The organism is Saprospiraceae bacterium, assembly GCA_016716185.1.
In the GTDB taxonomy this organism is placed as follows: Bacteria; Bacteroidota; Bacteroidia; order Chitinophagales; family Saprospiraceae; genus Vicinibacter.
This window is the reverse complement of record JADJWV010000001.1, coordinates 150,746-164,425: the sequence shown is the minus strand read 5'-3', so window position 1 is coordinate 164,425 and position 13,680 is coordinate 150,746. Positions and strand designations below refer to the sequence as shown.

7 protein-coding genes are annotated in these 13,680 nt (G+C 38.0%); 4 read left to right on the top strand and 3 right to left on the bottom strand.

What is annotated here, in order from left to right; all coding sequences use genetic code 11:
• Window positions 1–2: 2 nt before the first annotated feature.
• Window positions 3–2,894 carry an HYR domain-containing protein gene (locus tag IPM34_00610; GenBank protein MBK8954044.1) on the top strand — a complete coding sequence of 964 codons (2,892 nt, stop codon included), beginning with the start codon at window positions 3–5 and terminating at the stop codon, window positions 2,892–2,894.
• Window positions 2,895–2,997: 103 nt separating this feature from the next.
• The gene (locus IPM34_00605; protein ID MBK8954043.1) at window positions 2,998–5,328 is read left to right on the top strand and encodes a caspase family protein; all 2,331 of its coding nucleotides are present in this window, start codon (window positions 2,998–3,000) and stop codon (window positions 5,326–5,328) included.
• Between the two features lie 131 nt (window positions 5,329–5,459).
• On the opposite strand, the gene IPM34_00600 is transcribed toward IPM34_00605, so the two are convergent.
• On the bottom strand, window positions 5,460–7,001 hold the full coding sequence (locus IPM34_00600) for a Fic family protein (protein MBK8954042.1): 1,542 nt from the start codon (window positions 6,999–7,001) through the stop codon (window positions 5,460–5,462).
• Window positions 7,002–7,380: 379 nt separating this feature from the next.
• Here IPM34_00600 and IPM34_00595 point away from each other — a divergent pair, with 379 nt between their 5' ends.
• Together IPM34_00595 and IPM34_00590 are read left to right on the top strand one after the other, a co-directional pair.
• Window positions 7,381–8,493, top strand: coding sequence for a hypothetical protein (locus IPM34_00595; protein ID MBK8954041.1), 1,113 nt, complete (start codon window positions 7,381–7,383; stop codon window positions 8,491–8,493).
• 261 nt (window positions 8,494–8,754) lie between these two features.
• A complete protein-coding gene (locus tag IPM34_00590) occupies window positions 8,755–9,966 on the top strand; it encodes an RtcB family protein (protein ID MBK8954040.1) in 1,212 nt (403 codons plus the stop codon).
• 76 nt (window positions 9,967–10,042) lie between these two features.
• Here the strand turns inward: IPM34_00590 and IPM34_00585 are convergent, their stop codons facing one another.
• Window positions 10,043–11,206 carry an ATP-binding protein gene (locus tag IPM34_00585; GenBank protein MBK8954039.1) on the bottom strand — a complete coding sequence of 388 codons (1,164 nt, stop codon included), beginning with the start codon at window positions 11,204–11,206 and terminating at the stop codon, window positions 10,043–10,045.
• Window positions 11,207–11,272: 66 nt separating this feature from the next.
• Window positions 11,273–13,609 (bottom strand): PKD domain-containing protein, encoded by a 2,337-nt coding sequence (locus IPM34_00580; GenBank protein ID MBK8954038.1) that lies wholly within the window; start codon window positions 13,607–13,609, stop codon window positions 11,273–11,275.
• Window positions 13,610–13,680 lie beyond the last annotated feature (71 nt).

The window sequence follows — 13,680 nt, the reverse complement described above, 5'->3', positions numbered from 1 at the left end:
ACATGAAAAAGCTCTTTTTAGTTACAATTAGTCTATTAAGCATTTTTCAATTGTCAGGGAGTAGTTGTTTACCTGGTGGGATAACTTTTACAACCCAGGCTGAAATTGATAATTTTGCAACTAACTACCCTGGTTGTACTATTATATCAGGTGATGTTCACATTGCCCATTCACCAGATATTGTCAATTTAAATGGACTTAATCAACTTGTTAAGGTAAAATCTCTAACTATCGAGAACAATGACTTGTTGATCCATATTGCGGGACTAAATAATCTTGCTGAAATTGAGAATCAATTAACGATCATTGAGAATTCTACACTCCAGGACTTTACTTTTCCTAATCTGATAAAAATTGGCACCGGTATCCTTGTAGCTGGTAATGAAAACCTAATCCAAAGTGGTGTCTTGCCTCAACTTCAATTTATCAAGTGGATCTCATATTATAGCAATAATTCATTAACTGAAATTAGTACTTATAATCTAACAATTTCTGGGCAACAGATTTCAAATGTAACGAATATAAATATTGTTGGAAATAGTCAATTACAATCTATAAATGGCTTTAATGGTTTGTCCAATTCAGTACCAAACATTGATATTTCTCAAAATCCATTGCTTTTAGGCATCTATGGATTTAATAATCTCCAGTCCATTTCTGAACTAAAAATAGAGACTAACGAAAACTTAGTCGAAATTGCCGAATTTAACTTGCTCCAAAACATTGGTACCCTTGAAATAAATCAAAATCCAGATTTTAGATACTACTCAGCCTTTGATGGGGTATTAAATATCAGTTCGCGCTTGCAAATAAATTTTTCAGGTATTCAGGATTTCTCCGGATTTAGCGCATTGACAAAAGTTGGCGATTTCCACATTTACGAATGTGATACACTTATTAATTTCAATGGATTAAATAACTTAACAGAAATCAATGGGAATGCAGACATTGGTTATAACGACAACTTGGTCTCTTTAAGTGGATTAAATTCACTTACCAAAGTTAATGGTTATTTATCCATAGGCCTCAACCCTATCTTGTCTGAAATCACAGCACTTAGCTCGCTCAGTATTGTGAAAGGGGATTTAGCCATTTCAAGTCTTGATGGCCTTTTAAGTTTTAATGGAATGAACAACTTAAAAACCGTTGAGGGTTCTTTGCTTTTGGGGTACTTGCCATTAGTATCAACATTTGACGGATTATCAGGCTTGGAAAAGGTTGGTTCACTGCAGATAAATCAAAATCCACAATTGCTCAATTTAAATGGTTTTGATAATCTTACCACGATTACTACTCATGGCATCTATTTTGATAACAATCCATTGGTTTCCAATTTTCTTGGCTTAAATAAATTAACCAGTGTAACGGGCAATGTTTCCATTATATATTCTAATAATTTACAAAACTTCAATGGACTTCAGAATTTAACGGCATTGAATGGAGATGTGTTTATTTTTGGAAATTCAAACCTAACAAGTTTAGAAGGGCTTGACAATATCAGCTATCAAAGTATGACTTACATTGGCATTAATGATTGTCCTAATTTAAATAAGTGCAATGTAAACAGTGTATGTGACTATATTTCAAACTTCAAGTTTCATAGCTTTAACAACAATGCGATTGGATGTAGCAGTACTATACAAGTATTGGATGCCTGTGGTACAGACAATGATGGAGACGGGTATTATACAGGAACTGGAGATTGCAACGACGCAAATCCAGCTATAAATCCAAATGGATTGGAAATCTGCAATGGTATTGACGAAAACTGTAATAATCTAATCGATGACAATTGTTGTCAACCACCTGTTATTACAAAATGTACAGCTAATAAGACTGTAGATATAATAGAAAACACTTGTCAAATTAAAGTAAACTACCTGTCACCTACCTATACTGGAATAAATGCTCAAGTTACATTCTTACCTGCATCTGGCTCTTGGTTTGCAGTTGGTAGCCATACTGTAACGGCTAAAGTTAAAAATATATGTGGTGAGGCACTTTGCAATTTTACAGTTAATGTAAGGGACAAGGCAAAACCAAAGATTACTTGCCCAGCTAATATTACAATCTCTACGGATGCAGCAGGCTGTATGGTTGATCCCAAAACCGTAGATCTAGGCAATCCCGTTGTTTCGGATAATTGTACTGTAGGTTCCGTTATTAACAAACCTCCAACTTCATACTTTTTGGGCAATAATACAGTGGCATGGACTGTATTAGATGCCAGTGGCAATAAGGCAACTTGTAATCAAACCGTAAAGCTTGAACCTACAACGTGTTTCGTACCAGCACAAGTACATGCTGGTGGATCTAATCCAATGACTATAAGTTGGAAACCACAAGGATGTGTGACTTTATTCCAAACTCGTTGGAGATCAAAACCAAAGTTTACTTCAGAACCATGGTCAAGTTTTAGTTCTTGGACTACAACAGCTGGCGTTCATCAACAAAGTGGCATTAGAACTACTTATTATTATTTTTTACCACCGAATTCATATATCAATTATCAGATTAGATCTAAATGTGAGCAGAATTTTTCCACAATTGTCAATGGTAGTGCAGAGACCTATGGGGGGGCACTACAATCTGAAGATATTGGAACTTCTGAGAATATTCGAGATGATCGTTTTCCTTCAAATGAGCTGATTGCCTTTCCAAATCCCGTTGTGGAATATATTACTATTGAATTCAATAATTTAAAAACAAGAGATATATATTTCAGTTTATGTGGGATAGGAGGTAATGTAATCCTCGAATCAATAAAAAGAGTAGAGAATGGAGTAATTCAATTGGTTCTTAATGACTTTCTAATCACTCCAGGATTATATGTTTTGCAAATTGTTGATGAAGATAAAATTTATTATAAGAGAGTAATGATTGAAAAAGGTTAAAATTTACATATTTAACATGAAGATTATTTTAAAATTTGGAAAGAAAAATCAGATTAAGATATATTACTAACTACTTAACTATGTATTTTAATTGAAATGTTACATGTCCAATTTTAATTTTAAAATAATCTTTATTTCACTATTCTATTCTTCATTTCTGATTGCTCAAAGCAAAGGAGTAATTTCCATACCTGATGATAAATTAGGTCATAAGAATTCTACGTATGCAGTACTTGTCGGCATTTCTGATTATCAGAATTCAGAAATACCGGATCTGAAATTTGCAGATAAAGATGCGCAGGCTTTCTACCAGTATATAAAATCGAAGGCGGGAGGCTCCATTGAAGATTCACATATTAAACTGCTCATTAATGAACAAGCTACCATGGCCCAATTCGCAGTGGCATTGGACTGGCTTTGGGAAGTTTGCAAACCCGGCGACCAGGCAATTATTTATTTTTCAGGCCATGGAGATGTGGAGCGACGGAGTCTGACTCAGCCTGGTTTTTTATTATGCTGGGATTCACCGGCCAATGTATATATGTCTGGAGGTGCGTTTTCACTTTTTATGCTGCAGGAAATTATTTCAACGCTTTCGTTAAAAAATCAGACCCAGACCATAGCCATCATTGACGCATGTAGAAGTGGAAAATTGGCAGGTTCTTCAATTCATGGCAGTCAATTGACAAATACCAACCTTGCCAAACAATATGCCAATGAAATTAAAATCCTTTCATGCCAACCGGATGAATACAGCATGGAAGGAGAACAATGGGGAGGCGGAAGAGGCGCTTTTAGTTTTCACCTGGTCAAGGGTCTTTATGGACTGGCAGATGAAAATGAAGATCTTGAAGTGAATTCGTATGAAATAAGCAGGTATTTGGAAGATCGCGTTAAAAAGGATGTAGCACCTATCCGTCAAATTCCCATGGTGATAGGTTCAAGAGATTATACTTTATCAAAAGTTTTTAAAAAAGAACTGGATTCAATAAATTCCATAAAGACATATGATCAGGTTTTGTTTTCAGGTATTGATCACCGCAGCATTGATTACATGGTTGAAAACATTACGGATCCTTTGCTTTATGAAACCTATCAGAACTTTAAGAAAAGCTTGATTGAAAAACGATATTTAGCACCCAAAGCCAATTGTGCTGAATTCTATTATTCTCAATTACTCGCATCTGATAAACTAAAATCTTTACAAAGCACCTTTACAAGAAATTATGCAGCAGCACTTCAGGATGAAGCCCAGCAATTTATGAATTCGATGCTCCTTACAGATGTTAAAGAGATTTCTAGAAGTAAAAAAGTTCGCATTGAACGGTGCTTGCAAATTATTGAAATGATTGAACGATCTAAAAGATTACTTGGAAAAAAACATTATCTGTATCCCATTTTCGAAGCACGACTGAATTTTTTTAAAGCATTTATTGAAATTTATAAAAATCAAAACGGAGTTCTGGAAAATGGAATCCAAGCTAAAAAATTGTTGTCGGATGCGATTGAAACTCAGGCTGAAATGCCGTTATATTATTATACTATGGGATTGAATCATGCATTTCATTTGAAAGATAAGGATTCCATGATTTATTATTTTGAAACTGCAATGAAACTTAGTCCAAACTGGACATTGCCTCGAGTAATGTTGCCTTTCTTAGTGTATATAAAATTTGGTGATAAAGTAATTGCAGAACGATATTTTAAAATGGCAATTGAAAAGGATTCGAATTCAGCGACAGTTAACGTTGCATTAGGACTTTACTATAATGAGTTGAAATATCCGGAATTGGCCAAGAAGTATTTTTTAAAGGCACATTCATTAGATACCGGTTACATTGATCCTATTATAAACCTCGCAAATCATGCATTTGAACAAAACGAAATAGACGAGGCAGGCAAATGGGCTAGGAAAGGATTGCTTATTGATTCTACTAATGCTTTATTGCCATATTTACTGGGAAAAGTTTTTATCGCACGAAGCAATTATAAAGCCGCAGAACATTATTTAAAACGTGCTATTGAATTGGATAGTACAGCAATTGAACCTTACAGCATTTTGGGCAATATGTATCTTAATCTTGGATTTCTGAAGAAAGCCGAAGAAATCTTTAATCGTGCAATTGCAATTGATTCACTTTACCCAAACCTCACATTAAATTTAGGTACTCTCCACTATCTACTTAAAAAATATTCAGTTGCTGAGCATTATTACCTTTTAACGATACAGAATTTGCCAGAAGATTTTCGCTCCTATTACAATATTGCATGTATGAAAAGTTTGACTGGTGATGTTGATTCAGCCTTCAAATATTTGGAAGAGGCAATCCGAAGAAAGGCTCCAAAAAATGACATCCTTTCCGACGGAGATTTAGAAAATGTGCGAAAATTGGAAACGCGATGGAGCAATTTCATTTCAAAGCATTTTCCTTAATAAAAAAACTAAAGCTAACGGGTGGGGTATCTGGTGTAGAATTTTTTTGCCATGGGTTCAGACTTAAAATTCCATTAATATAACGCTGTTGGTATGTCAGAATTGTATAACAATATCACCCGGATTGTCGATCATTGCTGAAGAAATATGTTCATGTACTCATTCTCAATTTGGTCGATTTCAACTTCGGTCAGATTGCAAAATTCGTTTTCTTTTGCTCTTTTTGAAAGTTTACCTTCATTTTGTTCCAGAAACCGAAGCAGGAGTGTAACAAGTTTATCCGGCATTTCAAATTCATCTTCCAGAAAGTGTTTAAATTGGTCGTATCGTATGAGATAAGTTACTTCGCGTGGGATGAAATTTTCAATTGTATCCATTACGCAATCATATAAAAACTCGGCCTGTTTGGTCGCATCAAAATAGGCATAATAATCCTTGGTGTCATTGAGTACTTCAACATTGTTATCTTTGGTTTCCCGCCATTCAATATAATCAAGAAGCGGCAAGGAATAAGATTCCAGCACTTTTCTATAATCAACGATGTGATTTAAAATAGAAGCCGACACAGGAAATATCAAGCCTTGTTTTGAAAATTGTTTTTTCGAAAGTATATGATGTATCAGGTATCTGTGTAAACGACCATTACCGTCTTCAAATGGATGTATAAATACAAATCCAAATGCTATGATTGTAGCCGAAAGCACAGCATCCATATCACTTTTTATGAGCATTTGATTGGTTTGTATCAAATTTGTCAGCAATTGATCCAGGTCTTGCCATTTGGCCGATATATGATCTGGCATAGGTTCACCTGTAATCCGGTCATGCTCGCCAATAAATCCACCTTTATTGCGAAAACCCATGGCCACAAATCTGGGATTTTCAATAAGTAGTTGTTGTAACCTCAATAACTCTTCTTTATTTAACTCAATCAAGCCTGCCTGTCCGATAGCTTGTCCCCATCTTGCCATTCTTTTACTTTTAGGGCTTTCTCCTTCAATAGTAAAAGATGCTTTTGAGTCACTCAGTAATAAAAATGCAGATGCCCGTTTTAATACGTCTGCATGAATATTTTTAATATATTTTTCTGTATGTAAGGAAATATTTTTTTCAATATATCGGTTCAATTTATCCGTTTTTCGAATCATCGGGCAGAAGCCACTAACCCCAGGAAGATTGTTTATAATGCGATGCCGGATTGAATTTTGTCCTGTATTCAAGGAGTACTGTATATTACTGTTGACTAAGGATACATAGTTTCCAATTTGCAGGTCATCGATGATCAATTGTTTATTTAACAGCCATTCATACAAAAACCACAGTCTTCTGCTATACTGCCCGGTTGGTTCTTTTTGAATTAAATCCAAGATTTCTTCTTGTACAAGCTTTTCAAACAATTTTTTCAGCAAGAGTAGATTTATACCTTCATATTTTAGAGCAAAAACCAAGTGCTTATATAAACTATCTTCCGGTAAATATCGGGGGGTGAATACCTGCCATTCATTGGTCAAATATTTTCGTTTTTTGATGCTTATAAGTGCAAGGACATCAGGAATGGGCACTTCTAATTTGTATGCTTCCAATATCGCCCCATAACCTACGAGTAATCCTTGTTCGGGGGCCTTTCGCCCGCGAAAAACGCTGATTTTAAGGGTAAAACGATTATTATTCATAGGCTTTGGTGAAAATTAATTTATCAAATGTAAGAAAAAATGATTTAATCAGGAGAAATTTAATTATGTACACATACTAATGGTGAAATATAATTAGGAAATGGTTTTAAAATTGATTCTAGCCGGAATAACGAAGGAGAAATATATTAATCTGAATCCTGGTTGGCATAAGCTAAGCCAATAATTATCTCAGTTTACATTCATGTTGGACGGAGTAGGTTCAAAGCAATCTTCCAAAGCATCCATTCCTCTATTTAATCGATCTTGCTAATATTTTAATAAAAACAGGCCTGTTTTTGATAGTATAATGTAAAAATCAGGCCTCATTTTGTCAAATTGAATGAATATTTGAATTATTTTCATTCTAAATTCCTTTGCCATGCTTCGCTTCTGCATCTTGTTCTTTCTATGGTCCGCCATAACAACAGTTACCGGATGCCAAAATAATTCTGAAACAGGAAGCAGCAAGAGATCATCCGGACAATCGGCTGCTGGTAAAAATGATGCAGCGAACAATTCCTATTTAAAACTTAAAACGCACCAGGTCATCGACCGCGATGGATCCGGTATGGTAGCGCTGACGGGTTTGATTCCTGAATCTTGGTCCGCAAAAGATCAGTTGTATTGGGAATACAATGACGCAACGCTCCCCATACGATATAAAGGAAAATTTATAAGTCCGTCGGGCGACATGGCCATTGAAATTTATCCCGATGCGCGCTCATCCTTTAGCAGCGGCCCAATGGGGACCAGTGGTTATCCTCCGCCGCAGGATGCTGTGTCCGGACTCAAAGACTTTGTCCAACAAAACCGCGGAAGATTTCCCTACCAAATTCTGGATGCAAAAATGATCAGTCGCAGCGGTCCGGTAGATCAATACGTGCAAGGCACCGCTTTTCGAACGCATTCCCAATCCGCCTACGTACGCATTGGGTATATTGAAAATCAAAAAGAGATGGAAGAAGAATTTTATGGAGTACTTGAAGTAACGAATTCCCAATCTCAGGGCGTGGTTACTTTGAATTCCATTTTTTGGTCGGCGACCGGATTGTATAGTTGCAAAGCTCCCAAAGGAAAACTGGATAAATGTAGGCAGATCGCTCTCACCCTGAAATCATCCGCTAAACTTACCCTCCCCTTCTACAATAAATTTACGCAAGTGGTCCAACTGCTTTCTGATCAGGCCTATCAGCGGATCTATGCTGCCGGACAGATCAGCCGCATCATCAGTCAGACCAACGACCAGATCAGCAAATCCATTTCCGACAGCTACTGGCAAACGCAAAAAACCTACGAACGCACGAATCAACAATTCAGCGATGCCTTGCGCGGCGTTGACCGATATCACGATGGTTCCGCAGCAGTACAACTTCCTTCCGGTTATTCAAATGCCTGGGTCAACGATCGGGGCGAATATCTCCTGGGTGAGTCTTCTTCGTTCGATCCCAACCAATTGGGGATTGGAAATTGGCGGTCACTGGAGAGAAAGTGAGGAGGAAGTTGGCAGTTAACAGTTGGCAGTTTGCAGCTTTAACTGCCTTTTTTATTTCTCCTTGATCCTCGAAAGTTCAAATGCTGAAAAAACAGTTGGCAGTTAACAGTTGGCAGTCATTAGTTGTTAGTTGTTAGTTGCTAGTTGCTAGTTGTTTTAAGTTAACGAACGAATGTTAGTATTAAATAAGGACAGAGCTTTAAGCTTATCGCTTTCAGCTTTTTACCTTCAAAACATCCCTCTCCTTCCTTATCTTTGCGCATGGCCTTGCTTCATATTTTCGGTTCCGAACTCATCGACCAACAATCTATCGACCAAATTAAACGATGCGTGGGCGAAGAGGATCTTGCCGTACTCACGGCCGACGCCCATTACGGGTACGGACATCCCATTGGCGGAGTCGTAGCCTATAAAAATAAAATTTCGCTTTCCGGTGTTGGATTCGACATAGCTTGTGGGAACAAAGCCGTGCGAACGGATTTACTGGCTAAGGATATTGACGTTAGCAGAATCATGGACGAGATTGTTGGCCGGATTTCATTTGGAGTTGGCAGGCCCAACAACGAGCCTGTCGATGACGAAGTGTTTGATCAAATCAATCGTGCAGCATTTAAGCCACAACGAAGACTTTTGCAACTCGCCCGCGAACAACTCGGCACGGTAGGTTCAGGCAATCATTACGTCGATCTTTTTGAAGACGAAGAAGGATGGCTTTGGATTGGCGTACATTTTGGTTCCCGCGGATTTGGGCACAAAACGGCTATGGGATTCATTGCTTTGTCGAAAGGTCTTGAATTCACCGAGCGCGTGAACGAAGGTTCCATGGAAGCTGCTCCGATTCTATTCGATGTAGCTACGGAACTGGGGCAAGATTATCTGGCGGCAATGCATCTTGCCGGTGAATACGCTTATGCAGGAAGAAATGCAGTGGTCGCCAAAGTGTTGGAAATTTTAGGAGCCAAGTCAACGTATTCCGTCCATAATCATCACAATTTTGCCTGGAAAGAAAATCACTTTGGTGAGGATTATTGGGTGGTGCGTAAAGGATGTACACCAGCGTTTCCCGGGCAACAAAGTTTCGTGGGCTCGACCATGTTTGACGAATCGGTGATCCTGGAAGGGATTGCAAGCGATGCCTCAAAACAAGGATTATTTTCTACAGTGCACGGAGCCGGACGCGTCATGTCGCGCAACGAAGCCGCAGGAAAAAAGAAGTGGATCCGGGGAACAGACGGGAAAAAATCTCCCTTTACAGTAGGGCAAGGCAAAGTTAATTTTGATACCGTGAAAACAGAAGCTAGAAACCGGGGCATCGAACTTCGGGGCGGTGCAGCAGATGAAGCTCCTCAATGTTATAAAAAGCTGGGGGAAGTTCTTGCCTGTCATGAGGATACGATCCGCATCCTGCACCGGCTAAGACCTATTGGAGTGGCTATGGCAGGCGTTGAGGTGTATGATCCGTATAAGGATTGAATGGAAGAGTGAAAATCTGTTTGAATTATCACGTTTCTTAGTTATCTGATAAAACTAACAAAAGTTAGTTAGCAGATCAAGTAGCAATCTTTCTACATCCCGATCTCCAATTGATGATTTCTATTCCATCGCTGCGGTTCATGTTTTGCTGACCCCCATAAAGTACATACGACTTTTTGCAACCGCTGATGTTCTGGTAGTACCTTAATTGTTTTATGAATTCTGTATTAAAAGTCTGCCCTGATTTGATTTCAATAGGAATGATATCATTTGCCATTTGTAAAATCAAATCAACTTCATGTCCCGTTTTGTCCCGCCAGAAATACATATCTGGAGAAAGTCCTTGATGCGTTCGTATTTTTAAAATTTCACCAATCGCCATATTTTCAAAAATATTTCCGCGCATGGGATGGGTCGTTAAGTGTTCTGTTCGATATATCCCAAGCAAATAACAAACTATGGAGGTATCATAAAAATAAAGTTTTGGGCGTTTCACCAAGGTTTTCCTGAAATTGAGATGATGCGGTTTCAAATTATAAATGATAAAACTGCTTTCGAGAATTCCAATCCAGGATTGCACCGTTTTTGTATCGATTCCGGTCTCTACAGCCAAAGCAGTATAATTTAACTCATAGCCAACACGCCCGGCAAGAAGTCGAAGAAATCGTTCGAACAGATGAAGATCATTGATGTTCTTAATTTGCCGTACATCTTTTTCAATATATGTTTTTACATAATTGGGACACCAGTCTTGTGCTGGAATGTTTTGGTCATAAACAGGTGGGTAAAATCCCTGAAGCATGAGTACATCGTCATTTTCGATATGTAGTTTGGACTGCTCCAGTTCCTGCAAGGAGAATGGAAGTAAATGCAAATACCCAACCCTTCCTGCCAGTGATTGGGAAATGGATTGTTGTAATAAAAAGTGGTTGGATCCTGATAAAATGAAATGTCCTTTGGCTCGGGTATTGTCTAATAATTCCTGCATGTAAGAGAATAATTCAGGAACCCTTTGAATTTCGTCAAAAACAGCACCCTCCGGATACTTTAATAAAAACGCCCTTGGGTCTTCCAATGCAAAATTTCTATCATCGGGGTTTTCCAAAGAAACATAAGGCTTGTGAGCAAATAAACTCCTGACCAATGTGGTTTTGCCGCTTTGTCGTGGTCCAATGACGGCTATAGCCTTAAATTTATTGGCCAGATCCAGCAGCTTGGTTTTTGCCATTCTTTCTATCATAAATCAAAAATATGGAATTTTATGGAATCTGATTCCATAAAATTCCATATTTCAATTGTAAATGGCTTACTTGTTATAGAAGAAAATGCTTAATTCGGTCTGATCACTGCTCCAATCCACTGATTGTAAGGTGATTTCTGTAATCTTACCCTGGGCATCTTTACTCGTTTGCTTCCAACTCAGGTTTCCGACTTTTGCCTGAGCAAGAGGTCCTCTTAACGATTTACCGATGATCTGTCCAGGAATGTATTCTTCTATTGGAAAATCAAAAATGCTGATCGCGGAAATATACGTCCAATCTCCTCCGAACCCGATCCCGGTAAATATGGCAGAACAATCGATGATTTTTTTAAAATCGTTTGACATCGTTCCCGAAATGCGGCAGGTATATACCGGTTCTCCAATATTAAAACTAAAGTCTACTTCAAAATAATTCTTATTCCATTTTAGTCCTGGTGCAGTTGATGAAACTTTATTAGACCATGCAATGCTTGGTATGTCCGCCCCATCATTTGCTTTAATCGTGCTTGGAGGGGTAGCTTCCATGCCCTTTAAAGTAATCGCTATTTTTGGCCATATGGTTACATTAACTTTTGTTTTTACTTTAGATACTTCTTTGTTTGTGATTCTGTCGATTACGGTGAGTTGTATTTCATATTCATCGGGGGCTTCATATTTATAAACGATAATCGAATCTGTACTTTCTTCCTGATGACCATCACCGAAATCCCATTTATAAAGTGCATTCTTGGGAGCTGTGTTATTATGCCTCGCTACAAAATTTATTTCAGCATTCACTGCAACGGTGGTATCAACAGGTTCAATCCAGATATTTTGCAATTGAATTTTAAACCATTCAAAACCAACCCACTGATCGTAAGTTTGATTTGCGGGTGTTGCTTTTAAGTAAAGCCCTATCAATGTATCCCGATTCTCCATGACAATACTTTGGGCGGGATTGTATCGCTCCAATCCAAAACCTGGAAGAAAGCTTAAAGCCTCAAGTTTTAAACCAAAAGAAGGCGCTAACCCTTCGATAACGAAATCAAAATCCTTAAATGGAATATAATTTTGCAATGTATTGTTAGAGGTATGCAATTCAACTTTGGAAAATCCGGGATCTTTAGGGACTGCAAAGATTTTATAAGCAGGGAAAAGACCTTCATGAATAGTTTTATTCTGAACTCTTTGCCATAAAAAATCCATTTCGTCTTTCGACATTACAGCTGTAAGCGGAACAAAAGCAATATTGCTGTAATGAAAAAGTTGATTGTTTTCGAGAGCTCTTGCATTTTGTGCCGATGTATATTTTGAAAACGTTTTGGTTAGCAGGTCAAACGAAATAGCTGATTCCTGATTGGGGAAATTGGGATCGTATACATTTATTTTAGCTTCATTTCCATTGATTTCATATCCGAAACCAATGATCATGTGTGCATGAGAAGCAGAAGGGTCATCCACATAAATGAGCTGGGGCTGATTTAAAACTAAAATACTGTAAATAAGATTATAAAATCTATCCTCATCGGGAGCATGGATCATGGTATCAATACTCCCGATGTTTTGATCCCAAAAAGCTTTCTGAACCCTGTGTATTGCAGTTGCATAGCGAATTCCACTTGCATCGTCTTCCCAAACATCAGGGGTGGGAAACCACAACTGATCGTTGTCGAAAAATCCGTTTAATGCCAAGCCAGCTTTAAAATTTTTATAATAATACGCTGCACCAATGCTCATACCTGCACAGATGCCTTCGTATTCCGGATAAGTACCATAATTGACAAAACCCCAACCATTTTTTGAAGGATCGAAGCCGGTATGGAATCCTCCTCCCTGGATGAGCAATTCTTTCTGCACTTCTGTGACCACGATGAGTGAGAAATGCCGGACTGCAATCGTGATAAAATCGGTTTCATTTCTTACCGTAGAAATGCCTTCCAGCTCACCGGTTTGACGATCGTAATAAAAAGCCATGCGATAGGTTTCCGGATTTGCACTGATCGGAATTTTAAGGCGCATCATCTGATTCGACATTTTTCCGCCGTTCTCAATTTTGATCAACGGACTCACCGGATTGAAAAGCTCCCCAAATTCATGCGATTTGATTTCGGCGTATGAAATATTGACTGTAATGGCTTCGTCATAACTGCCTTCAGGGACCAAAATTTCCATTCCATCGAGTAGAGAATTGGCATCATTTAGAATTATTGATCCGCCCGAAGCATCAATGACTTCTTTTTGAACAAAAATTTCTTTATCTGTGATTATTTTTCTGGAATCCCCGGTGGCGGGGTCATCATCTTTACTACAAGAGAATACAATGACAGACAGGCTGAAGAACAGTATTGCACTTTTAAAAATATACATTTTAATATCTTGTTTCATCATTTTAAATTTAATCATGTACTTTCCGAATTTCGATTCGTTCCGATTCATTTTCAAATGTCTTGCGGTTTTTAAGTAAACATAGTGAC